The sequence below is a fragment of the Exiguobacterium sp. s70 genome, from assembly GCF_018618315.1.
In the GTDB taxonomy this organism is placed as follows: domain Bacteria; phylum Bacillota; class Bacilli; order Exiguobacteriales; family Exiguobacteriaceae; genus Exiguobacterium; species Exiguobacterium chiriqhucha.
Window position 1 is genome coordinate 615,108 of record NZ_JACSLV010000001.1, and the last position, 22,184, is coordinate 637,291.

Consider the following 22,184-nt stretch of genomic DNA (forward strand, 5'->3'; position numbering starts at 1 on the left):
GAACCGGTTTTCCAATCTTCTCGCACATTTATTTCAACATTGACCTCATTTCCTAGTTTCCACTCCACATTTTTGCCACAAGAAAGACCGTAGCTGTGGGCTACGGTCTAGCATCATAGTTTAAACTGTGACACGCGATTCGATAGTTCGACCGCACGTTGTTCGGTCTCCTGCATCCGTGCCTGCACGTCGTTGAACCGCTCGACGGACAGTTGGACTTTCTCCGAAATCGATTGGGTCCCGTCCGCCCCTTCGGTCACGGTCGTCGCGACTTCTTGGATGACGTGGAGGATACTATCGGTCATATGACGGAGTTGGAGCGCGTTCGTCTCGAACGTCTCTGCCGTTTGTCCGAACACGGTCGCATCTGCCTCATATTGAGTGGCCGACTCCTCGAGCCGGTCGTAATCGGTGAGCACTTTCGTGTCGAGGAACGTCAGCATATCGGCCGAACTCGTATTGAGCCGGGCGACCGAATCGATGACCGTGTGCGATACCGCTTGAATCTCGTTCACCGTCTGGCGCGAGTTCTCGGCAAGCTTTCGAATCTCCGAAGCGACAACCGCGAAACCACGGCCGGCATCTCCGGCCCGAGCCGCCTCAATCGATGCGTTCAAGGCAAGCAAGTTCGTCTGGTCGGCGATGGTGAGAATCGCGCTCGTCAAGACCCGGATCTGTTCGACCGACTGCGCCCCTTTGATTGCCTCGTCGAGCTCGATGCGTTTCTGCTCGATGATGGCGTTCGCTTCCGTCTTCGATGCAACGGCTTGTTCACGCATGGCGTGGGCGCGACGTTCGACGTCGCCCGCTGTCGCCGCGCTGTCGTTCGACAAGTCGACGATGGAATCGATGGAACTGCCCATCTCGGTCGTAGACGCGCTCATCTCTTGCGAAGATGCGGCCGTCTCTTCCATACCGGCTGTCAATTCCTCGACCGTGCCTGACGTCTCTTCCATGTAACGGCTCAGTTCAATGACTTCCGCTGCCACTTCTTTTGAGGAGACGAGGACGACTTTTGCCGTCTTGTCAACGTCGATCATGATGTCGCGTAGCGTCGCGAGGAACGTGTTGAACGAGCGGCTCACTTGCGCGATCTCGTCGTTCGATGTGACCGGGATCGCCATCGTCAAGTCACCGCCTTGTGAGGCCAACTCGTCGAACTTCTCTTGGAGCACCCGCATCGGTTTGATGATGGAGCGCAATAGACTCAGTCCGAGGAACAACAGAAGTACGACCGCACCGATCGTCACCGCAAGTAGCGCGATGAGCGACTGTTGAAACTCACGTTCCATGTCGGCGCCGACACGTTGTGAACCTTCCGAGTTGTAGTCGACGAGCTCGGTCAGGCGTTGCGTGAAATTATCGTATGTCGATTGTGACTGGGCATCGTAATACGAGCGGGCCATGCCGTTGTTGCCAGACGTACTGAAGATCAGCATATTGTCCGACACGCGTTGATACATCTCCCACTGCTTGCTGAAGTTGGCGAACAGTTCTTTGTCCGTCTCACCCGTCGCCGTCTGTTCATATTTCGGGGCGATTTCATTGATGCGTGTCCGAATCTCTTTCATCGCGGTCATCAATTCTTCTTTCGCGGCCGCGTCGTCCGTCACGATGTGTTCAAGCTCGAGCGCGCGATAGTTCGCCGCGAGCGTGTTCAACTCGTGGGCGTAGTCGAGCCCTTTGTTCCAGTTGTTGACAATGTCATCGCCTTGACGGTTCGCATCGGCGAGCGACAAGAGCGAGTAGCCACCGACACCTGCGACCATGAGGAGCGCGAGAATGACGAGTCCCCACAGCTTTTGACGGATGGTCAGGTTCTTGCCGGTCACTCGTTTTCCTTCACGCGTGCTTGGCTTTCGTCGTTTCGGTTTCCATTGAAAGCGCCGGACGTTTAACCGGTTCCGTAACGCTATCCACTTCTGTTTCACTGACATATGTATATTCCCCTCTCGCATGCAACGTTTCTTCCTATATCGTCTTGACGTCGAGGAATCTAAAGGGGATTGACCAAAATAAAAAAAGATGACTGAAAAATCAGTCACCTTTTCTCTACATTATAATACGGACTTTACAGTCTGGCCGCTTCGGTTGGCCGGCGTCACGACTTTAATCGTCAACTTCGAGCCACGTTTTTGCGGTTTAATGGACACGTTCGTCGAAGTCGATGTGATCGTCTTCTTCGCGACGAGCGTCTTTCCGTTATAAATCGTCACCGTGCCGTACGGGACGTTCGTGCGAACAGCAATCGACTTCGTCGTCGAGCGGATTGTGCCGGTGCTCACCGTCGGACGAACGCCTGCTTTGACGGTCGCACTCTTCGCGTCACGGGCCACACCGACTTTCGCCTCGAACACGAGTTTCGTGCCGGCACGCTGACGGGCAAACTTCACTTGATAGCTACCGGTCGAGTTCGCCTTCGTCCGTCCAATCACTTTCGTCCCCGCCTTCACGGTGACTGTGGCGTTCGGGAGTGTCTTCCCTTTCCACGTGCTCACTTCGTCAGACGGCGCGAACGACGTCAACGAAGCCGTCGGGACTTTGTACGTCGTCCGCTTCTTCTTCGACCCAATCGTCGACTCGACGACGACCGAAGTGCCTGGTTTCACCGAGATCCGGTAGCGGTCTTTTCCAACCTCAGTGTATGAGATTGGCTTCCCATTCACGATGAAGTTCAAGTATGCCGGTGTATCTTTCAACACTGTAAACGTTGAAGTAGACGATGTGACGAGCACATCTTTGATGCTGAGTGTCTTCGGTGCGTCACTCGTCACTTTTTGTTCGAACGTTTTACTGAGTTCAGGGCGGAAACTCGCGATGAGTCGAATCGTCTGTCCTTCCCAGAGTGGTCCTTTCAACGCGATGACGTTCGTTCCAGGAACGAGACGTTTTGCTGATTCATCTCGGCCATTTCGCGCCACCGCGAGCAGTGGAGAGAGTGTCCCGTTATAATGAACAGTCACAGTCGTATCACCTGTCTTCGGTGGTTTTGTCCACGTGACGTCAGGCACCGGATAATCTGTTGATACGTAAAGATTCGCATACTGACTGTTCGTGTCGAGAATGCGATAAATGACACGGTAGTACATCGGCTTGTCTCGATTGTACTCCGTTAACTTCGCGACTCCCGATGCGTCTGCTTGGACTTCACGAACTTCATAGTTTGTCGGTGAGAACAATTGACGCACCTCGACTCGGGCATGTGGTTTTGTCCGAATCGTCACACCTTCCATCGCCGTCTCGGTCAACACTTCGGCGATGTTCGTGTCGGTCGGTTCATTCATCTGGAACGTCTGTTTGACCGATGCTTTTGTGGCTTGGTCATACGTCGCGTGATCTGCTGCCCAAACCGTAATGGTTTGATTTCCCCAGAGAATGCCGCGTGAGAATGTGAAACGTCCTGCCTCATCGGCCGTGACCGACCCGTCACAGCTCGCGTATTTGTTGTTTTCACATGTCACATACACCGTCATGTTCGGCGCAGTCATACCTGTAATCTCACCGACCGCCCCGTTGGCAAACGACGTCTCGACTTGAAGCGGCACTTTCGTTACCGGATTCAAGGTGACCCTGCTGCTTGTGAGGTTTCCGAATCGAACGGCATAACTGAACGACTCGTCGAACGATGGGATCGTGTATCCTTCGTCGAATGAGCGCGTCGCGTTGATGACTTCTACATCCGCTCCCAAATCCGCAACCGGGATCTTATGATAGATGCGATCGATTGTCACGACAGTCGCCATCAATTGATACGACTCGCCTAACCAGTAGTTGTCGTCTCCAGTCGGTTTCGTGGCTTTCAGCGATGTGTATAGCTGACCTGGAATCAGATGTGCACGCTCTGCCGCCAATAAGCGTTGGTCGTTTCGAAGCAAGTAGCCCCCGTGCAACAACTCATAGTCAAGCCGTGAATTGAACGAATCCAGTCGTAGTTTGGTCAATGTCCTTGTGGCTAAATCAATGGTGACCAAATAATCGAACTCAGTCATCGCGTAGTACGTGCCATTCTGATAGGTAAACGACTCGATTTCATAGAGCGACTGATTTTTCAAATCAAGCGTCGTGATGGTACGTTGCTTCCAATCGTACACGTGTAAGTCACTAAACCCTTCTAACAGAATGTGATCTGTCGTAGGTTCAGCAAATACCGCTGTCACCGTATTCGGCATCTTGATTGTCTCGATTATCTCGCCTGTATCTGGATTCAGATGGAGCAGGACGTCCGAGTACGTGTCCGCAACGACGAGTTCGTTCGTGTTTGTCGCCAATATCACTTGTTCACGATCGGAGAGAGTACGCTCCCACTTCGTGACGCCATCCGAATCAGTCGTCACGAGTTGCTTCGAGCCTTTGTTCTCCCACAACATGATGTCGCGACTCGCATCGTACGTGATAAGTCGAATCGACTCTGTGTCGAACGGCGGGCTGAATGTACGCGTCGACCCATCCCGGTTAACATGAATCATATCCCCCGTCCGATGATGCGTCGCCATGAATGATTCACCGTCTAAGCTCGGCTTGAACGTATAGAAATCTCCATACGCCCCATCTTCATCATGCGACCGATCCGCCGTCAGATTGCCGTTGTAATCGATGGGTACGACGGTCTGTCGTTCTACATCATGAAGCCGCGTGGCTCCGTCTTGATAGTCCAAATAGAAGGGAGACCCTTCAATTGTCTTCACTTCTTGCTCGAGCAGCGTGCCCAGCTCGAACTTCGGAGTCGCGTTCGCTTGATCCATCGGGAACATCACGAACAACAGCGCGACGAATAAAATTGCATAGTGCCATTTCTTCATTTACAATACCTTCCTTTTATTCAATATATTAAAAATATACCTTCAATTTGTGATTTTTAGAAGCAAAACAGGAAAAAAGCACCGTCTCTTTTTTTGAGAGACGATGCCTTTGGATTATTGGACGTTCAACACGGTCTGTGTACCTTCGATCATCTTGATTTCTGTCCATTTGACGACACTCTTGCCGAGCGGGTCGTTGGCGACCATGAAGTCGGCGAGCGCTTGCACTTTCAACGCGTCGACCGGCTGTTTCACGTTATTCAAACGGAAGCGCGATACTTTATTGAACATGTCCAAAAATGCGATTTCTACTTTAGTCTCAGTCATGGGTTAGTCCTCCTTGGATGTGGGTGTGATTAGACGACGTCGTATTCGCGAACGACCGACACGGTGAAATCTTCTTGCTCGGTCAAGTCGAGCATGAGGTGACCGAACGCCTCGGCATTGTCAGCCGTGAGCGCCGCCCGGATTGGACCGAAGCGCTGCGTTTTCTTCGTCGGTTTCAAGCTGTTCAAATCGTGGTGCGTCGTCAAGACGAGCGTGGCTTTCTTTTCAGTCAATACGGCCATGGGGGATGGCTCCTTTCGGGGATGGATTACAATTCAGATGGATAGGTCGAGTCGAGACGTTCGAGCAGTTGAATCATGCGCTCAAGGCGCGTCTCGATCCGGTGGAGCAGATAGAGCGAGACGACGATCGGGAAGCCGAGGTTCGAGATAAGTTCGGGCCAGCTCATGGGCCCACCCGCTCATCGGACAAGGCTCCGGCGGGACGCTTCGGTACACGCATCAGGGGTTCCTCCAATTAGAACGTCACGTGGAATTCACGCGACACGACGTATGCGGCGGATTCGACCGCGAGAAGCGGAATCAACAGATCACCGAACTGCTTGATCTCCTCGGTCTCCATCCGCGCACCGAGTGGACCGAACCGGACGAGCTGACGCTTTTCCTTGTCGTCAACGAGCCGCTTCGTGTCGAGATAAAAGACGCTTGCGTATTCTCGATACACTGCCATATGTCTCACCTCCTTCGCCCCTATTAACCGAAGTTGGTGAATGTTTGCTCATATTGCCTTGTAACCTTTTCGTAACGACTATAGACCTATTCTGAATGAAGACGCATTCATCGGTCGAAATCGGCTTTATTCCTTGAATTCTCATACCAATTAGGGTATCTTAATAGACGTCAATCGAATTTCGAAAACACGCCTAAAGTCCCATGAATTCATTTCCCCACTTTGAAAAAACTGGCAGTTAATTGCTTAGAAATGGGTTACTATACGTAGGAGGGCATTTTCGAAATGACCAGTTTGACTTGAAGAAGGAGATACTCTAGATGAACAGCTTAGACTTCGCACTCAACACTTCTATTCCTTCCGCTCAACTCGACTTCGACCACACCGACCTGACGTTTTATGCGACTGACTGGGATGCTTATCGCCCGGAAAACGCGAAGCCGTTCCTGTACAACGAACGCCCATTGACCGTCTATCCACTCAAAGAACTGAGCCGTGCGTTTCATGTCGCCGGGATTCCCCGTAGCCAGCAACAGCTGATCAAATGGGAAACCGACGGCGTCTTGCCACCGACCCCGTTCACGATGGGACGCAAGCGCTTCTATACGGAAAATCAGATTCGGACAATCGTCGACATCGCATTGGAATGCGGACTACGGCCCCGGACACACGTCAAAAAGACGAACTTCTCCGAGCTAGCCCATAAAGAATTGGCGTACATACTCCAACTGGAATTGAAAACCGAACTCCCGCTTGGATAAGCGGACATGAGACAGCCCTTCCTGAATCGTCAGGAAGGGCTGTTCTTGGATGGATGAGGGGCAATCGCGCTCAAGTATAAATCCAGTGATGTTTCGACCTCGGTCGCGACAAGGGCGATAAAGTCGTCGTACATTCCTGTCGTATGCGCTCGATCTAACGCATTGTAATAACTCAGGCGATTTTCGACTTTGATGACAATCGGCGGATAACCGGACTTCATCAACTCTAAATTGAGCAACAACCGAGATGTACGACCATTTCCATCAATGAACGGGTGAATTCCCACAAACTTAGCATGCAATAAAGAACCCCGTTCAACTGGATGCATCGTATCCGTCTCAGTTTCATACCACCGCATCAGCTGCCCCATTTGATCTTGAATGAGATACGGGGGCGGCGGTGTATGGACCGCCCCCGCAATAAACACTTGCTGATCCCGATAGACGCCTGCATACGAATCGTCAATGCCTTTCAAGACGAGACGGTGCAAATTTTTAATTTGCCACTCCGTCAGCGGCTCTTCACGTCGGACAATCTCTTCGACGTAGGAAATAGCATCTTGATGGTTAATCACTTCTAGATGTTCTCGCATCGTCTTCCCGCCAACCGTTATACCTTCCAGCACCACTTTGGTCTCGTTGATTGTCAACGTATTTCCTTCAATGGCATTCGAGTTGTATGTCCATTCTAAAAAGAGTTTTGCTCTCAAACTTTGAAGCGTATACGTCGGCAGCGGTCGGTTTTGATCCAGTTGCTCTTTTTTCATCGTCAGTTGCTCAAACATATAACCCGCTTCCTTTCTCTCAAGTGTTCGTGATTTCATTATACGCTTGTTTCCCTGAGCAAGTCGATTTCGATGGAGCGCCTTACTTCGTGACATATGCGAAAAAGCACGATACATCATTCCCACACATGTGTGATACATCGTGCTTTATTTTCATAACTTCTCCCGTGCCGCCTCGGGGACGTCCGCGACCGACACTTCGTCGTATGACGTGACCTCATCCTTATTTTTGACGTACAGTTTCAAGTACGCCCTGCTCCGAAGCTCTTTCGCCGCCGTGAACGTGACCGTTTGCGGATCGCCGTCCTTCGTCAGCCCCTCGGTCGAGTAGACGTAGCGGCGGACGACGTCACCCGAATCGAGCGTCGTCTCTTCCACTTCCGTGACCTCCCCGACTTGCACGTAGACATGATCTTTCCCGAGCCGTTGCCAATCGAGATTGATGAGACCGATGACAACAATGATGAGCGCGATGCTCGCAATGATTCCTTTTTTCATCATTCTCTCTCCTTCATAAAATTTGTTTCGTGAACCGACGTACGGTCAGCACGTAGTAGAGCGCATAGATCGCGCTGTACAAAGCCATCCAGACGAGCACCGGCACCGTGAAATTCATTCCGAGCAACCTCGAGAATGCGACGAGCGCGACCGAGGCGTGCACGATGCCGAGCGAGAATGGCGCTAGGAACACGACAGCGATCTGTTGGCGAATCGTTCGTTTCACGTCACGTTTCGAGATGCCGACTTTTCGGAGTACCGCGTATTTGGCCCGGTCCTCTTCCGCTTCGGTCATCGTCTTGAAGTAGATGATACTGCCGGTGGCGACGAGGAAGACGAGTCCGAGGAAGCTGCCGACGAACAACAGTGCGCCGTGCACGGCCATCGCTTCGCTATATAAGGCCGTCGCGCTCGAGAAATTCGTTTCGTTCGACAACGACTCCGACAAGGCGGTTTGTTCTTTATAATCGGCGACGGAGACGGCTTGATACGTCGTTGCCGGTTCCGACAGTGCCGTGAACACGTCATCCGGTGTCACGAGAAGCAAGCCGCCGAACGTCATGACGTTGAGCGGTGTCTCGTCGTAGCGAGAAGCGACTTCATGTGTCACACCATCGAGCCCGACCTCGGTCACATTTTCTGAGAATCGCTCGTCATAGAACGGATCAATCAAATAGACCTGATTTTGTGTCAGTGCCGGTGGTGTATCCCAGCCCAGATCGGTCGCGACGGCTCGGAACGTCGACTCATCGATGACGCCATATTCGCGTTCCCCCATCTCCCCAGCGACCCGAACCGTCTTCTCGAGAACGGTCGTCTGACGAAGCACATCGGCATCGATATCACGCGCCTCACCTTGCCAGGCGAACGTGTACGGTGCGTACGATGTGACTTGTTGCTCGGCGTAATAATAGACGCTGAAGATGGCGCCGCCGGCCGTGATTGCCGTCGCACTGATGATGCTGATGAGCGTGAGCGTCTTGGCGTTACCACGGATTCGGTATAACAACTGTGACGTCGTCAACAAGTTGAGCCGGCGCCATGACCAGCGCTCATTCGCTTTCAGGCGGCCGAGGATGAAGATGAGGACACTATGGAACAACAGACCCGACCCGACGATCGTGAGCCCGATGATGAGGAGCGGCATCGCCGCCGTGAGATATCCCCAGAGCGGTGATGTCGCCAAGTCTTGCAAGGCGAGCCAATAGGCCGCGCCGAGGACGAACACTCCAAGGAGCGCCATGAACGGGCTCGCTTCCGGGACGTCCTCACCTTTCTTATCAGCATGGAACAGTTCAATCAGCTTGAAGCGATAGATGACCCGATAGCCTTGGAACGACGTGAACAAGAAGATGGCCACGAACACGAGCGTCGTCTCGATGAGGGCCGATGTCGCGACCGTGAAGCCAATCGACAAGTCGCTGTTCATCAAGCGGAGCAACAGCTGTAACAGCGCATTCGAGCCGAGCAAACCGAGCCCGATTCCGACGATGAGCGACACCGCGCCGATGACGAGGTTCTCGAACAACAAAAGTGTCCCGATTTGTTTCTTGCGTACCCCGAGGAGCGAATAGAGCCCGACCTCTCGTTTACGCCCTTTCAAAAAGAAGGCGTTCGAGTAGGCGATGAACAGAGCGACGAAGACGAGCAGAATGAACGTCGAGGCGCTCATTAAACTTCGAATCTGCCCTGACGTCTCGGCCATGCCGCTAATCTCATCGCTATGCTTGAGCGTCGCGAACGTGAAATAGATGATGATGGAGAAGATGGTCGTCCCGACGTAGAGCGCATAGCGTGACAAGTTGCGGGCGACGTTCTTCTTCGCGAGATCAAACAGCGTCATCGGACGCACCGCCTTTCAGCTCGTCGAGAATCGTCTGATAGAAGGCGTCGCGCGATGTCGTGCCGCGAATCAGTTCTTTCGACAACCGTCCGTCCTGGATGTAGAGCACCCGTCGACAAAAACTCGCGGCGTAGGCATCGTGCGTCACCATCATGATCGTCGTCTCGGCCTCGTTCAACCCGGCGAGCGTCTGGAGCAGATCCGTCGCCGACTTCGAGTCGAGCGCCCCCGTCGGTTCGTCGGCAAAGATGAGCTTCGGATTGGAGATGAGCGCGCGGCACACCGCCGTCCGCTGCTTCTGTCCACCCGAAATTTGGTACGGGTATTGGTCGAGGATCGCCGTGATCCCGAACCGATGCGCGAGCGCGTCGACGCGTGACCGTGTCTCGTCGATCGGCGTCTTCGTGACGGCGAGCGGGAGCAGGATATTTTCTCGGACCGTGAGCGAGTCGAGCAGGTTATAGTCTTGGAAGATGAAACCGAGATGGTCGCGTCGGAAGTCCGAAAGCGCCTCTTCTTCGAGCTTGGCGATATTCTCTCCGTCGACGAAGATGTCCCCGTCCGTCGGTGTGTCGATCGTCGCGAGCACGTTCAACAGCGTCGACTTCCCGGCTCCCGACGGCCCCATGATTCCGACGAACTCGCCGTGGTCAATCGTGAACGACACGCCATCGAGCGCGTTAAAGGCATGGCCTCCGGTCGTGTATGTCTTTTGGATAGCATCAACTTGTAGTAATGGATTCATTATGAGCACCTCTTTCTATCCATTACGATACAGGCCATACCTTAACTGAAAATCACGCGTACCTTACAAAAAGCTTAAGTGTTATGCTTGAACGAGAGGTGATGATCATGGAACAACCACGTATCTTAATCGTCGACGACGAGAGAGACTTATGTACGCTCATCCAAAAAGCGTTAGAGAAAGAAGGCTTCCGCGAGATTCGGACGGCCCACACGATTCGAGACGGACTCGCAACGTTCACGGCGTTCGCGCCCCATCTCGCCATCCTCGACGTCATGTTGCCGGACGGCGAAGGCTACGAGCTGTGCCGGCAAATCCGGAACACGTCGAACATCCCGATTTTGTTTCTGTCGGCCAAGTCCGACGAGGTCGACAAGATTCTCGGCCTCGCCATCGGCGGCGACGACTATATCACGAAGCCGTTCAGCCCGAAAGAAGTCGCCTTCCGCGTCAAGGCGCAACTTCGCCGCGTGTCGCTCTATGACGCACCCGAGCTCCCGATTGACACGGTCGTCGGTCCGTTCCGGTTGAACGCGGACGGTACCGAGGTGGATCGTGACGGCGTCCGCCTCGAGCTGACGGCCAAAGAAGTCGGCCTGCTCGCCTGCTTCATGCGCAACCCGAACCGGATTCTCAGCAAAGAGACGCTGTTCACGCAAGTGTGGGGCGAAGATTTCTATGGGGCCGACAACACCGTCATGGTGCACATGCGCCGGCTCCGCGAAAAAATCGAACCGAATCCGTCCCAACCGACCTATATCAAGACGGTCAAAGGGCTCGGCTACAAGTTCGAGGCATAGGGGGCGGTCACACGTGAAATGGAAACTGACCGGTAACTATTTGGTGTCGATTCTGGCCATCGTGGCCATCGTCGTCATCTTGAACGTCGTTATTCTCGTAGCTCTCCTCGTCAATCAACGGACCGGCATCGATGACGTCGAAAGCAACTCCGGCGAGACGTTCACGCGTACGTTCAATCAATATATGACGCTCGAGGACGGCGAACCGGTCATCAGTCCGGACGGGGTTCGAGCACTCGAGGCGAACAACGCCTTCCTGCAAGTGCTCGATGCGTCCGGCCGTGTCGTCAGTGACATCGATGCGCCGGCGACGGCACCGGACGCGTACTCACCGATCGAGTTGATTCAGATCTACAAATACAAGGACGACGACCTCGTCCTCTACTTCATCGGGGAGTTCGAGGACTATAGCTATCTCGTCGGCTTCCCCGAGGCGACCGAGGGCCGCATCGTCACGATGTTCGACCCGCAGTCCGTGCTCGCCTACGTCTCAAAGGCCGGTCTCATCCTGCTCATCGTCGACCTCGCCGTCGCGGCGCTGATCGGCCTTGCGTTCAGCTCGATTTTGACGAAGCCGGTCTATCGACTGACCGAACGGATCGCCCAGTTGAAGGCGCGTGACTTCTCGACCGTCGAACCGAAACGGCCCGGCATGTATCGGCCCGTCTTCGCCAACTTGAACGACGTGTCCGAGACGCTGACGACGTACGAGTCGGAACGCGAAGAGCTCGAACTGCGCCGGAAAGAATGGATGAGCAACGTCTCGCACGACTTGAAGACGCCGCTCGCCTCGATTCAAGGCTACGCCGAGCTGCTCGACGACCAGGAGCTGAATGATTCCGAACGGCGCCAATACGCCGAGGTCATCGAGCGACAGGCGTTGTATATGAGGGAATTGATCGACGACTTCAATTTGACGATGCGGCTCCAGCACGGCGATTTCCCGCTCGAGACGGTCGAGACCGGGCTCGAAGGGTTCGTCCGCGAGCTCGTCATCGACGTGTTGAACGACGCCCGGTTCTCCGAGCGGGACATCACGTTCACGAGCACGAACGCCGAGACGCGCCCCATCGACCGGCACTTCATGAAGCGGGCCCTCCTCAACTTCTTGTATAACGCCCTGCTCCATAACGATGAGACGGTCGCCGTCCATGTGTCCGTCGCACATGATGTGATCACGATTCAAGACGACGGTATCGGCATCGACGCGAACGAACTGCCATACATTTTCGAACGCTACTACCGGGGCACGAACACGACCGACGCGCTCGGCAGCGGGCTCGGCATGGCCATTTCCCGGGACATCATCAAAGCGCACGGCGGCACCGTTTCCGTGACGAGCGAGCGTGGGTCCGGGACGACGATTCGCATCGAGTTACCGGCATAACAAAAAGGATTCGCTCAGCGGAGCGAATCCTTTTTCGTCGTGTCATAGTCCTCAATCCACGTCTCGAGCTCATCAATCGGGAGCGGACGCGAGAACAAGTAGCCTTGCATCTCATCACAGCCGAGCGACCGGAGCGTGTCGCGCTGGTCCGTCGTCTCGATCCCTTCGCACACCGTCTTCAACCCGAGCCCCCGGGCGAGCTCAATAATCGACTGGACGATGACGTTGCCGGTCGGATCGTTGTCCGTCACTTGGATGAACTGCCGGTCGATTTTAATCTCATGAATCGGATAGTGCTTCAAATAGACGAACGCCGAGAAGCCGGTCCCGAAGTCGTCGATTGAAATCGAGAAGCCTTGTTCCCGGAACGCGACGAACCGCTCGATGACGTGCTGCTGATTCTCCATCCCGACGCTCTCGGTGATCTCGAACGTCAAGTAGTTCGGGCAGACGCCCATCTCCTTGACGATATGGCCCAACTTTTCGACGACCCCGTCCGATAGGAAATGACGGGCCGACAAGTTCAAGGCGAGCTGATACATCCGGCCCTCGTCGTGCCACGTCTTCAACTGGCGGCACGCGGCCTCGAGCGCCCATTCTTCGAGCGCGATGATGACGCCGGTCGATTCGGCGAGCGGGATGAAGTCGAGCGGTGGAATCAATCCTTGTTTCGGATGGATCCAGCGCATCAGCCCTTCGAATCCTTTTAACTTGCCAGTCGCCGCTTCAATCTTCGGTTGGTAATAGAGCGTGAACTCGTTCAAGGCGAGCCCTTTTCGCAAATTCATCTCGAGTGTCAGACGGGCCGTCGCCTTCTCACCCATCTCTTCCTCGTAGAAGGCGATCCCCCCGCGCTGCACGTGGCGATCATTGGCCGTGATTCGGGTCGTGTCCATCATCTCGAGCGTCGAGCGTGACTTGTCCTCGATCGAGATGAAGGCGCTCATCGTCAAGACGACGTCGAGCTCTCCGACCGCGAACGGCTCGCTCGTCACCGTCTCACAAATCAAATCGGCGAGCGCCTTCACTTTGATGCGGTCGCCGTAAGGCGTCCACAGTAGAAAGCCAGATTGAGAGACGCGCGCCAAGAGCGACGCATCGACGACTTGTTGGAGGCGTTCCGACAGTTCGATGACGATGTCGTCCGCGCGCTGGATGCCGATTGCCGTCTCGACGGAACGGAACTCGTCCGCCCGGAGATAAATCAATGAGCCGAGCTGGTGCGGTGCCTGTTCGCGGAGCGCGTCCACCCGCTCGATGAACCCGTTCAAGTTCATGAGCCCGGTCTGTTCATCCGTATAGGCGAGCTTCGTGATGTGTTCATCGATCTCGCGGCGGTCGAGCCGGAGATAGAGGATGGCGATAAAGTCGGACAGCGTGCTGACGATCAGCTCCTCGATGAACGTCCATTGCCGTGGGGCGAACGTCTCGCAACAGATGACCCCTTTTGCCCGATTGTTCGCATAGATCGGGGCATCGAGCATCGAATAAATCCGTTGTCCTTCTACAAAGTGCTGCTGGTATAAATCCTTCACCCACTCGTGGGTCCGGACGTCTTCGAACGGGAGCACCCGGTTCGTCCGCAACGCGTCGAAATAGACAGGTGCGTCCCCACGCATGACCGTCAACACCGGTTCGCTCGGTCCCGTCTCTTTCGAATAGGCGACTTGGCAACTGATCGAGGCATACGTCTCGTCGAAATGCCAAATCGAGACCGTGTCGACGTCGAGCATATCGGAGACGACCTCGCACATATATAAGAGCGCTTGCCGTACCGCAGCCTCCGTCACCTCTGGCATTCGGACGAGTTCGAACAGTTTCTCTTGATGTTTGCGATATGATTGTGTTGAAAAGTTCCCCTCGTTCATAAGTCCCCTACTCTCATTCAAACGTTTTGCATTCATGATAGCACGAAAAGAACTATGGATAGGTTTCCAAAATTCAACAGAAAGTCAATTTTCGATTCCCCTGTTTCTTTAGTACTCCCGCCTCATCCGTGTCCGAAAATATTGACCTCATTTTTAACGGAATCCACTGATTGAGCCATTTCCACCATTGCTTGCCGTTTGTGTAAACCCTACAATAAACATGTATTGCTTTACCTGTCGATAATTGTCAAAAGCACTCATTAGAGAAGGAAGTGACCCAATGTCCCCTAAGTCCGGCCTCATGTACTCATTCGCAGCCATCGCCGCCGTAAGCATCATCGCCCAGGCCGACGAAGTCGCAGCAGCCAGCTCACACGTCGTCCGTGCCGGTGACACGCTCTGGTCGATCAGCCAACAGCACAACGTGTCACTCGCCAATTTAAAAGCTTTCAACAACTTGAATTCAGACCGTCTCGCCATCGGGCAGACGCTTAAATTGAACGGGAGCGCCCCGACCACAGTGAAACCTACTGCCACATCAGGCACGGGCACTGTCACGACGGCCGCGTTGAACATGCGTCTCGCCGCAGGCACGTGGCACGACGTACTCGTCACGATCCCGAAAGGCCAAGCACTCACACCGATTCAAACGAGCGGTGCCTGGACGAAAGTCAGCTATGGCGGGAAGACGGGTTGGGTACATAACGGGTATTTGACGGCCTCATCTGTCAAACCAGCTACACCGAGCACACCGACTCCAATCAAACCTGCTGCCCCAGCACCATCAAGCGACGCCACCGTCACGACGGCAGACTTGAATATGCGCGTCGCCGCAGGTACGTGGCACGACGTACTCGTCACGATTCCGAAAGGCCAAGCGCTCAAACCGATTCAAACGAGCGGCGCCTGGACGAAAGTCAGCTACGGCGGGAAGACGGGTTGGGTACATAACGGGTACTTGACGAACTCATCCGTCAAACCGACTACACCGAGCACGCCGACAAAACCGGCCGCTCCACAAGAGCAGAGCATCAACCAGTCGTACACCACGACCGCCAACTTGAACGTCCGTCAAGGCCCGGGCATCGGCTACGCCCTCGTCACGAGCATCCCGAACGGCACGACCGTCAAAGCGACGAAGCAGAGCGGCACGTGGGTATACGTCACGTATAACGGCAAGAGCGGTTACGTCAGCACCGGTTACTTGAAACAGACGACGACAGCACCGAGTGCGCCGGTCACACCGAACGCCGGAGACGGCGGTGCAGGCAACGCTTCGTTCGACTATGTCGTGAATACACCATCGCTCAACGTCCGCACGTCGGCCTCGACGAACTCGGCCATCATCGGTCGCGTCACGGCCGGACAGACGCTCCGAATCGTCCAGACGTCGAACGGTTGGCATCAAATCTATATCGGGAACACGACCGGTTTCGTTTCGGCGTCTTACGTCAAAGCGGTGCCGAAAGGCTCTGCAGTAAGTCCTGCTCCAGGCACGTCAGAGGCAGGGATCGCCGCCATCGCCGTCGCCAAGAAATACGTCGGCACCCCATACATCTGGGCATCCTCGAACCCGGCCAACGGTGGGTTTGACTGCTCTGGACTCATCTATTATGCCTTCAACCAGGCAGGCTACAGCGTCCCACGCACGAACGTCGCCACGTACTGGTCCGGGTCTTATTTCGGAACACAGCTCAGCAAGACGTTCGTCCCAAAAGCGGGCGACCTCGTCTTCTTCGAGAACACGTACACGGCCGGCCCGTCACACATGGGGATCATGATTAACGCGGACACGTTCATCCACGCCGGGACGTACGGACTCGGTTATAACACGATCAGTAAAGAGCCATACTGGAAATCACGCGTCATCGGTTACAAGCGACCGTGACCTTCGGCGCATTGAAAGACCCGACCTTTGTCGGGTTTTTTTTCGTGGGGCAGGATTTCCCTCGAAAGACTCGAACACGAGAGATAGAATGGGAAGAGAAAGAAGGAGGTGTCCGATGGGAAGCAATCGATTCGCTAAAATTCCGTACCGGATTTACACGATGGCCCTCGCCGTCGCTTGTCTCATCGGCGTATTGTTGTTCGGGCTCGGCCTGAGCTATTACTGGAAAGAAAAACACGTCGCCGTCGACGAGACGGTGCGCGACTTGAACCACGCCTCCGACTTGGCCGGCGTCGAGTCGTATCTCGTCTTGCATCACGCGGCCAAGCTCTACGAGACGAACTCAGAGCAACCGACGGCGTTACTGTCGGCCCCGTACCGTGAACGGGCGCTCCAATACAATCTTCAACTGCTCGACGACTTCGAGACCGGGGTCGACGAGCGCGAACGGGAGGCGTTGCTTCGCTTCTCGGAAGAACTTGAAGATACATTGAACGAGGATGGCTCGAGCCGCTTCCAAGCCGTGCCGTTCGACGTCATCGAGTCGATCAACCGGCGCTGGCTTTATCAAGGGCTCGAACGGACCGCCCAAGAGAACACGGCCTATGAATTGACCGATGCCATCATGCGCATGCAGATGGCGTTCGTCGAAGGTGTCACGAACCTGCTCGCCGAGACACCGGATCAAGACCAGCTCGAGTTCGAGGTCTCGACAATTGCGAACGAGGCCCGTCTGATTGAGGACATCGTCGCGACCGACCCGTCTCTCGGGACGAAATCGGTCGACGACTTGATTGAGAGCGCGCTCGCCCTCGGTCGGGTGACGGCTGCCAATTCGACGCTCGAGGCCCGTTACGTCAACGGGACGAGCTTCTATGAGGATTCGCACACCGCGCTACAAGCGGTACGCTCGGCGGCTGACGACACGCTCATGACCGAGCGTGACCGTTACGGCACACTCGCCATCGCCGTCCTGCTCATCACGCTCCTCTTGTCAGGTGCGCTCTTGTTCGCCCTATGCTCCACACGCAAGATGTACGCCCACGACTTGAGCCATTTGAAGGCACGCGCCCTCGCCATCGACCCGAGCACGGAACCGGTCGAAGATTCGTTCCCGCCGAGCCACGACTTCCGTGGCATCGAGGACGAACTCCGCGAGATTGCCGCCAGTGTCCATTCGACGGTACACACGCTCGAGACGAAATCGAACGACCTGCTCCGGTATCACGAGCGCTGGTCGTCCTTGTTCTCCGAGACAGGACTCGCCATCGCCTTGATCGACGACACGTACAACTTCATCGAACGAAACGATGTGTTCCGCCAGTTCTTCGGTGAACGGAACCTGTATGAGATCAACCAGTTGTTCACCGACACGGGCCGCCGCCTGTTGCGCGAGGCGCTCGCCGGGGTGACGGAGAACGGTACGAGCGCGCAGTTCATCCTGCATTTGAAAGGTGAACACGTCCGCTTCTTGAACGTCAAAATCATCCCGCTCAAGCGCGGCGAGACGCTCACGTATTACCTCATCCTCGAAGATGAGACCGAGCGCGTCGAACGCGAGCGTAAAGTCGACCGGCTCGTACGATTCGACCTCGCCACCGAGCTCTACAACGAGTACGGCTTCCTGCGGGCGTGGGAGAAACAGGATATCGACGGGACGTTCCTCTTGATTAAACTGAACGACTTCCATCACCTCGTTGACTGGTATGATCCGACGTACGCCGACCTACTCATGACCGAGTTCGCCCGTCACGTCGAGGACCGGCTCGAGAAGTACGCGCACCACTTGTTCGGCCGTTACCGGGACGACACGCTCATGCTGTATGTGAAAGGGCTTCGCAACGTCGACGAGACCGAATTGTTGGAGCTGTTCCCGACCGAGCTATTGATCAACCAGAAACGCCAGACCGTCCACCTTCAAATCGGGGCGACGCATACGACGCCGAGCTTTAACGATTGTCTGTTCGAGGCGACGAAGGCGTTACAACACGCCAAAGAGACGCGGACCCCGTTCGTCTGGTACGACGCGAGCATCCTCGCCCAGCTTCAATGGGCCGCCTTGATTGAACAGGCGCTCCCAGAGGCGATCGAGCAAGGACATATCACCGTCGCCTATCAGCCGCAAGTCGAGCTGAAGACGGGACGTGTCGTCGGGGCCGAGGCGCTCGCCCGCTGGCAGCACCCGGACATCGGCAACGTGCCACCGAACGAGTTCATCCGTATCGCCGAACGCTCGGACCAGATTCTCTGGCTGTCGCACTCGATTCTCGATTTGGTCGTCGAGCAGCTCGTCGCCTGGCGCGACACATCGTTCGCCGATATCTCGTTGTCGTATAACTTGTCGGCCCATTCGGTCGACCCGTCCATCGTCACCAAGCTGCGCGACTTGATCGCGACGTATCCCTGGCTGCCCGACCGGTTGAAAATCGAACTGACCGAGTCGGCGGACATCATGTCGCACACGAACGAGCTCGAACGGCTCGAAGACATCTCGGACCTCGGCTATTGCCTCTCGATTGACGACTTCGGGACCGGCTACGCCTCGTTCGAAGCGATTTGGCACTTGCCGATTCAAGAAGTGAAGATCGACCGCATGTACGTCAGCGGCAAAGCGAAGGACAGCACGTCATTCCTCCGCGCCGTCTCTCGCTTCGCGAGTGAACAGAAATTGACCTCGCTCGCCGAGGGCATCGAGACGAAACAGGACCTCGAGCGGATTATCGCGGAAGGTGTCGAACTCGGACAAGGTTATTATTACGCCCCGGCCCTTGACGCGACCACGTTCGAGGCCTGGGTGAACGAAAAAAGAGGGCACCTCGCCTGAGCGAGCGCCCCCTCCGACCGGTTGACACATGTCAGCCGGTTTTTCGTTTGATGATATTAAAGACGAGCTTCAGTGCGATCAACAGTCCGATGACCGGCAAGATGATCGGCAGCGACCCGCGCGGCAACAGCCCGAACACGATGAACGCCGTCATCCCGATGGCGAAGAACAGTTTGATCCCCCGCTCGTGGCCGTCGAACTGATCCCAGCGCCAGACGAGGAGTAGCAAGGTCAGCGGTGCGAACAAGAACGTCAAGAAAAAGAACGGCATGTGCCGTGTATACCAAGGTTGCGTCATTTCTGTCGTACCTCCTCATATAACGCTTCTGTCGCCTCGTGCGACTCGACGTTCAGATAAATCGGTTTGCCGCTCCAGTCGATCCGGACGACCACGTCGATGTCCCGATCGATGAAGACGAGCACGTCCTCCCCGTTCGTCGTCCGGAAGTGTCCGGTCAGGCGTGAGCCGACGGCGGCACCGTTCGTGCGACGGGCGAGGCTCGGCTCATACGTCAACGTCACGGCTTCCATCTCGTCATATGGCACCGTCTCGCCGTAACCGCCCTCGATGATGAGCGCCGAATCGGTGAGCGTCACCTCGGTCGGCTGACTGAACCAGAACAAGAGGCCCCCGACAAAGCCCAAGATGAGCGTCAAGACGAGGATGAGCGGGATGAGTTTCTTCTTGCCTCCAGGACGAAGCTTACCGTTCTCATCAAAAATATTCCCGTCATACTTTTGGGCGCGCCAAAGCGTCACGACAACGAGAGCGACGATGAGCAGAAACAACGGCTCGAGCGGAATGTCGAGACCCGACACGTCAATGGCGACGATGACGAGAAAGATGGTTGCGATGCCGTAACACATGAAACCGATTAACCGCGCCACCGCCTTGATATTGACGCGCGCCTTGTCTTCGCGCTTCATCGTGTTATATCCCGAGATGAGGAAATGCCATCCCAAGCGATGGACGGCGAATCCGAGCAAGAATAGAATGAGTGCTGCAATCACGAGTCCCCACATAGAGGTGTCCCCCTTTCTTCTATAGTCTACGTGAAAACGAGACCGAACGTTTCAAAATCGTGAATCTGCGTCGTATACTCAGGGTAGAACGTTCCAAGGAGGAATTCGATGTATCGTACGAAAGCAGATTTTCTACAAGATTGGACCAAATCATCGACCGGCACGCTCGACGTGCTCCGCGCCGTCACGGACGAGGCGCTCGGACAGGAAATCGTCCCGGGCCACAACTCGCTCGGCTGGATCGGTTGGCACGTGACGACCGCGCTCGGCTATTTCACGAACTTACTCGGCTTCCGTTTGTCGGCGCTGAAGAGTTTGACGCAACCGGCTGACGCGTCAGCCATCGCCGACCAGTATGCGCGCTATGCCGACGAGATTAGCCAGGCGGCCGAACAGTTCTCGGACGAATACCTACTCGAAGAAGTCGACGTCCACGGTGCGAAACAGCCGCGTGGCGCCGTCTTGCGCATGATGATCGACCATCAGACGCATCACCGCGGCCAGATGACGGTGCTCCTCCGTCAGGCGGGACTCACGGTCCCGGGCGTCATGGGACCGACGAAAGAACAGATGAAGGCGTGAAAAAAAGCGAGGCCCCGTGGGGTCTCGCTTTTCGTCACATCGATGACGGTGTATTCTCCTTGTTTTGCATCCGACCGACCCCTTCGTACTGGACGGTACCCGGGTCGCGTGCATACTTCCAAGCGTTGCGCGCATCGATCAAGCGCTTCGTCCGCATCCCGTCGAACGCTTCCGGTTTCAACGCGACGAGCTCGTCCCATTCCGTGACGAGGATGGCGATGTCCGCTCCCTCGAGCGCAGCTTCGACCGTCTCCACTTGGGGGAAGTCCCACTTGGCGAGCGGGTCGTAACCGATGACTTCGACTCCACGTATCTCCAACAGTTGAGCGAGCGTCATTGAAGGCGCGTCGCGCATGTCGTCCGTCCCCGGTTTGAAGGCGAGGCCAAGCAAGGCGACTTTGAGATCGCTCTTCGGTTCAACTTTCGAGGCGACGTACTCCATCTGGGCGTCGTTCGCGTGCATGGCCGCTCGGATGACCGGTAAATCGACCTCGTTCTCGTTCGCCACGTTCAAGAGCGCGTGCATGTCTTTCGGGAAGCACGAGCCCCCGTAGCCGAGTCCGGCGTTCAAGAATGAACGTCCGATGCGCGGGTCGAGCCCCATCCCGTCGGCGATCGTCGTGATGTCCGCTCCCGCCTTGTCAGCGAGACGCGCCAAGTCGTTGATGAAACTGATTTTTGTGGCGAGGAACGCGTTCGAGGCGTATTTGATGAACTCGGCGTCAATCGGTGATGTACAGACGATCGGCACCCCGAGGCGTCCGTAGATACCGGCAAGTTCCTCACACATCTCGAGGTTGTCACTGCCGATGACGACGCGGTGCGGTTTCAACACGTCGGCGAGAGCGCGCCCCTCTTGAAGAAATTCCGGCACGACGGCGAACGTATGAGCTGGGTACATGACCGACAGCATGTCGGTCGTCCCCGGCGGCACCGTGCTGCGGATGATGATTTTATGTTTCGACTCGACCTCGGACAAGGCTGCGTCGACGAACGTCAAGTCACAGCTGCCGTCTTGCTTGCTCGGCGTCCCGACAGCGAGGACGAGGTAGTCGACCGTTTCTGTATCGGCAATCGAGTCCGTGAATGTGATTGAACCGTGATGATCGCGTAACACGTCTGCCATGCCCGGTTCGTGGAACGGGACGTCCCCGTTCATGAGACGGAGCAGTCTCGGTTGGTCTTTCTCGACACCGATGACCTCATGCCCCGCTTTTGCTAGCCCACACAGGGTGGCCAGCCCGACATAGCCAAGGCCGATGATTCCAAATTTCACGATAGTTCCTCCTTCAATAGTCTTCTATTAACAGTACCGAAAAGCGGCGTGCAAGGGAAGGCTCTAACACTCTCTGAATATTCTCTGC

20 protein-coding genes are annotated in these 22,184 nt (G+C 55.5%); 6 read left to right on the forward strand and 14 right to left on the reverse strand.

All coding sequences use genetic code 11. The features are described from left to right. Positions 1 to 113 precede the first annotated feature (113 nt). The 6 genes from KNP84_RS03130 to KNP84_RS03155 form a co-directional block, all read right to left on the reverse strand. Entirely contained in the window at positions 114 to 1,937 is a 1,824-nt protein-coding gene (locus KNP84_RS03130) for a methyl-accepting chemotaxis protein (RefSeq protein ID WP_215114211.1), read from the reverse strand. Between the two features lie 120 nt (positions 1,938 to 2,057). Next, positions 2,058 to 4,799: an Ig-like domain-containing protein gene (locus KNP84_RS03135; RefSeq protein WP_215114212.1), complete on the reverse strand. Its 2,742-nt coding sequence runs from the start codon at positions 4,797 to 4,799 to the stop codon at positions 2,058 to 2,060. A 114-nt stretch (positions 4,800 to 4,913) separates the two neighbouring features. Next, positions 4,914 to 5,126 carry a DUF2922 domain-containing protein gene (locus tag KNP84_RS03140; RefSeq protein ID WP_021066376.1) on the reverse strand — a complete coding sequence of 71 codons (213 nt, stop codon included), beginning with the start codon at positions 5,124 to 5,126 and terminating at the stop codon, positions 4,914 to 4,916. A gap of 29 nt (positions 5,127 to 5,155) precedes the next feature. Beyond that, positions 5,156 to 5,368 (reverse strand): hypothetical protein, encoded by a 213-nt coding sequence (locus KNP84_RS03145; protein ID WP_021066375.1) that lies wholly within the window; start codon positions 5,366 to 5,368, stop codon positions 5,156 to 5,158. A gap of 26 nt (positions 5,369 to 5,394) precedes the next feature. Next, positions 5,395 to 5,535, reverse strand: a complete 141-nt coding sequence (locus tag KNP84_RS03150; protein ID WP_021066374.1) for a YvrJ family protein — start codon at positions 5,533 to 5,535, stop codon at positions 5,395 to 5,397. Between the two features lie 68 nt (positions 5,536 to 5,603). Further along, positions 5,604 to 5,816, reverse strand: a complete 213-nt coding sequence (locus tag KNP84_RS03155; RefSeq protein ID WP_215114213.1) for a hypothetical protein — start codon at positions 5,814 to 5,816, stop codon at positions 5,604 to 5,606. 320 nt (positions 5,817 to 6,136) lie between these two features. On the opposite strand from KNP84_RS03155, the gene KNP84_RS03160 reads away from it, so the two are divergent. After that, positions 6,137 to 6,577 carry a MerR family transcriptional regulator gene (locus tag KNP84_RS03160; RefSeq protein WP_021066372.1) on the forward strand — a complete coding sequence of 147 codons (441 nt, stop codon included), beginning with the start codon at positions 6,137 to 6,139 and terminating at the stop codon, positions 6,575 to 6,577. A gap of 29 nt (positions 6,578 to 6,606) precedes the next feature. On the opposite strand, the gene KNP84_RS03165 is transcribed toward KNP84_RS03160, so the two are convergent. From KNP84_RS03165 to KNP84_RS03180, 4 genes are all read right to left on the reverse strand, one after another. After that, the gene (locus KNP84_RS03165) at positions 6,607 to 7,362 is read right to left on the reverse strand and encodes a Fic family protein (RefSeq protein ID WP_215114214.1); all 756 of its coding nucleotides are present in this window, start codon (positions 7,360 to 7,362) and stop codon (positions 6,607 to 6,609) included. 153 nt (positions 7,363 to 7,515) lie between these two features. Continuing rightward, the gene (locus KNP84_RS03170; RefSeq protein WP_215114215.1) at positions 7,516 to 7,860 is read right to left on the reverse strand and encodes a YxeA family protein; all 345 of its coding nucleotides are present in this window, start codon (positions 7,858 to 7,860) and stop codon (positions 7,516 to 7,518) included. A 13-nt stretch (positions 7,861 to 7,873) separates the two neighbouring features. Further along, on the reverse strand, positions 7,874 to 9,703 hold the full coding sequence (locus KNP84_RS03175; protein ID WP_215114216.1) for an FtsX-like permease family protein: 1,830 nt from the start codon (positions 9,701 to 9,703) through the stop codon (positions 7,874 to 7,876). Then, the gene (locus KNP84_RS03180; protein WP_215114217.1) at positions 9,690 to 10,448 is read right to left on the reverse strand and encodes an ABC transporter ATP-binding protein; all 759 of its coding nucleotides are present in this window, start codon (positions 10,446 to 10,448) and stop codon (positions 9,690 to 9,692) included. Before KNP84_RS03180 ends, KNP84_RS03175 begins: the two co-directional genes overlap by 14 nt. 107 nt (positions 10,449 to 10,555) lie before the next feature. On the opposite strand from KNP84_RS03180, the gene KNP84_RS03185 reads away from it, so the two are divergent. Together KNP84_RS03185 and KNP84_RS03190 are read left to right on the forward strand one after the other, a co-directional pair. Then, a complete protein-coding gene (locus KNP84_RS03185) occupies positions 10,556 to 11,248 on the forward strand; it encodes a response regulator transcription factor (RefSeq protein ID WP_215114218.1) in 693 nt (230 codons plus the stop codon). A 13-nt stretch (positions 11,249 to 11,261) separates the two neighbouring features. Next, on the forward strand, positions 11,262 to 12,635 hold the full coding sequence (locus tag KNP84_RS03190) for a sensor histidine kinase (RefSeq protein WP_215114406.1): 1,374 nt from the start codon (positions 11,262 to 11,264) through the stop codon (positions 12,633 to 12,635). A 14-nt stretch (positions 12,636 to 12,649) separates the two neighbouring features. Here KNP84_RS03190 and KNP84_RS03195 read toward each other — a convergent pair whose 3' ends face one another. Further along, positions 12,650 to 14,503 (reverse strand): sensor domain-containing phosphodiesterase, encoded by a 1,854-nt coding sequence (locus tag KNP84_RS03195; RefSeq protein WP_214714192.1) that lies wholly within the window; start codon positions 14,501 to 14,503, stop codon positions 12,650 to 12,652. Positions 14,504 to 14,783: 280 nt separating this feature from the next. Here KNP84_RS03195 and KNP84_RS03200 point away from each other — a divergent pair, with 280 nt between their 5' ends. Together KNP84_RS03200 and KNP84_RS03205 are read left to right on the forward strand one after the other, a co-directional pair. Beyond that, on the forward strand, positions 14,784 to 16,391 hold the full coding sequence (locus tag KNP84_RS03200) for a C40 family peptidase (RefSeq protein ID WP_251131114.1): 1,608 nt from the start codon (positions 14,784 to 14,786) through the stop codon (positions 16,389 to 16,391). 115 nt (positions 16,392 to 16,506) lie between these two features. Continuing rightward, on the forward strand, positions 16,507 to 19,215 hold the full coding sequence (locus tag KNP84_RS03205) for an EAL domain-containing protein (protein WP_215114219.1): 2,709 nt from the start codon (positions 16,507 to 16,509) through the stop codon (positions 19,213 to 19,215). Between the two features lie 31 nt (positions 19,216 to 19,246). On the opposite strand, the gene KNP84_RS03210 is transcribed toward KNP84_RS03205, so the two are convergent. Continuing rightward, positions 19,247 to 19,513 carry a hypothetical protein gene (locus tag KNP84_RS03210; protein ID WP_215114220.1) on the reverse strand — a complete coding sequence of 89 codons (267 nt, stop codon included), beginning with the start codon at positions 19,511 to 19,513 and terminating at the stop codon, positions 19,247 to 19,249. Then, the gene (locus KNP84_RS03215) at positions 19,510 to 20,238 is read right to left on the reverse strand and encodes a DUF3784 domain-containing protein (RefSeq protein WP_021066361.1); all 729 of its coding nucleotides are present in this window, start codon (positions 20,236 to 20,238) and stop codon (positions 19,510 to 19,512) included. The genes KNP84_RS03210 and KNP84_RS03215 overlap by 4 nt, the downstream gene beginning before the upstream one ends. A gap of 108 nt (positions 20,239 to 20,346) precedes the next feature. Between KNP84_RS03215 and KNP84_RS03220 the strand changes: the two genes are divergently transcribed. Then, positions 20,347 to 20,820, forward strand: a complete 474-nt coding sequence (locus KNP84_RS03220) for a DinB family protein (protein ID WP_215114221.1) — start codon at positions 20,347 to 20,349, stop codon at positions 20,818 to 20,820. Between the two features lie 34 nt (positions 20,821 to 20,854). Here KNP84_RS03220 and KNP84_RS03225 read toward each other — a convergent pair whose 3' ends face one another. Continuing rightward, positions 20,855 to 22,096 (reverse strand): UDP-glucose dehydrogenase family protein, encoded by a 1,242-nt coding sequence (locus KNP84_RS03225; protein WP_215114222.1) that lies wholly within the window; start codon positions 22,094 to 22,096, stop codon positions 20,855 to 20,857. Between the last annotated feature and the right edge of the window lie 88 nt (positions 22,097 to 22,184).

What these genes read in the sequence shown, in the direction of transcription:
- KNP84_RS03130 (WP_215114211.1), bottom strand. Translation starts at nt 1,937, where the DNA reads ATGTCAGTGAAACAGAAGTGGATAGCGTTACGGAACCGGTTAAACGTC.
- KNP84_RS03135 (WP_215114212.1), bottom strand. Translation starts at nt 4,799, where the DNA reads ATGAAGAAATGGCACTATGCAATTTTATTCGTCGCGCTGTTGTTCGTG.
- KNP84_RS03140 (WP_021066376.1), bottom strand. Translation starts at nt 5,126, where the DNA reads ATGACTGAGACTAAAGTAGAAATCGCATTTTTGGACATGTTCAATAAA.
- KNP84_RS03145 (WP_021066375.1), bottom strand. Translation starts at nt 5,368, where the DNA reads ATGGCCGTATTGACTGAAAAGAAAGCCACGCTCGTCTTGACGACGCAC.
- KNP84_RS03150 (WP_021066374.1), bottom strand. Translation starts at nt 5,535, where the DNA reads ATGAGCTGGCCCGAACTTATCTCGAACCTCGGCTTCCCGATCGTCGTC.
- KNP84_RS03155 (WP_215114213.1), bottom strand. Translation starts at nt 5,816, where the DNA reads ATGGCAGTGTATCGAGAATACGCAAGCGTCTTTTATCTCGACACGAAG.
- KNP84_RS03160 (WP_021066372.1), top strand. Translation starts at nt 6,137, where the DNA reads ATGAACAGCTTAGACTTCGCACTCAACACTTCTATTCCTTCCGCTCAA.
- KNP84_RS03165 (WP_215114214.1), bottom strand. Translation starts at nt 7,362, where the DNA reads ATGTTTGAGCAACTGACGATGAAAAAAGAGCAACTGGATCAAAACCGA.
- KNP84_RS03170 (WP_215114215.1), bottom strand. Translation starts at nt 7,860, where the DNA reads ATGAAAAAAGGAATCATTGCGAGCATCGCGCTCATCATTGTTGTCATC.
- KNP84_RS03175 (WP_215114216.1), bottom strand. Translation starts at nt 9,703, where the DNA reads ATGACGCTGTTTGATCTCGCGAAGAAGAACGTCGCCCGCAACTTGTCA.
- KNP84_RS03180 (WP_215114217.1), bottom strand. Translation starts at nt 10,448, where the DNA reads ATGAATCCATTACTACAAGTTGATGCTATCCAAAAGACATACACGACC.
- KNP84_RS03185 (WP_215114218.1), top strand. Translation starts at nt 10,556, where the DNA reads ATGGAACAACCACGTATCTTAATCGTCGACGACGAGAGAGACTTATGT.
- KNP84_RS03195 (WP_214714192.1), bottom strand. Translation starts at nt 14,503, where the DNA reads ATGAACGAGGGGAACTTTTCAACACAATCATATCGCAAACATCAAGAG.
- KNP84_RS03200 (WP_251131114.1), top strand. Translation starts at nt 14,784, where the DNA reads ATGTCCCCTAAGTCCGGCCTCATGTACTCATTCGCAGCCATCGCCGCC.
- KNP84_RS03205 (WP_215114219.1), top strand. Translation starts at nt 16,507, where the DNA reads ATGGGAAGCAATCGATTCGCTAAAATTCCGTACCGGATTTACACGATG.
- KNP84_RS03210 (WP_215114220.1), bottom strand. Translation starts at nt 19,513, where the DNA reads ATGACGCAACCTTGGTATACACGGCACATGCCGTTCTTTTTCTTGACG.
- KNP84_RS03215 (WP_021066361.1), bottom strand. Translation starts at nt 20,238, where the DNA reads ATGTGGGGACTCGTGATTGCAGCACTCATTCTATTCTTGCTCGGATTC.
- KNP84_RS03220 (WP_215114221.1), top strand. Translation starts at nt 20,347, where the DNA reads ATGTATCGTACGAAAGCAGATTTTCTACAAGATTGGACCAAATCATCG.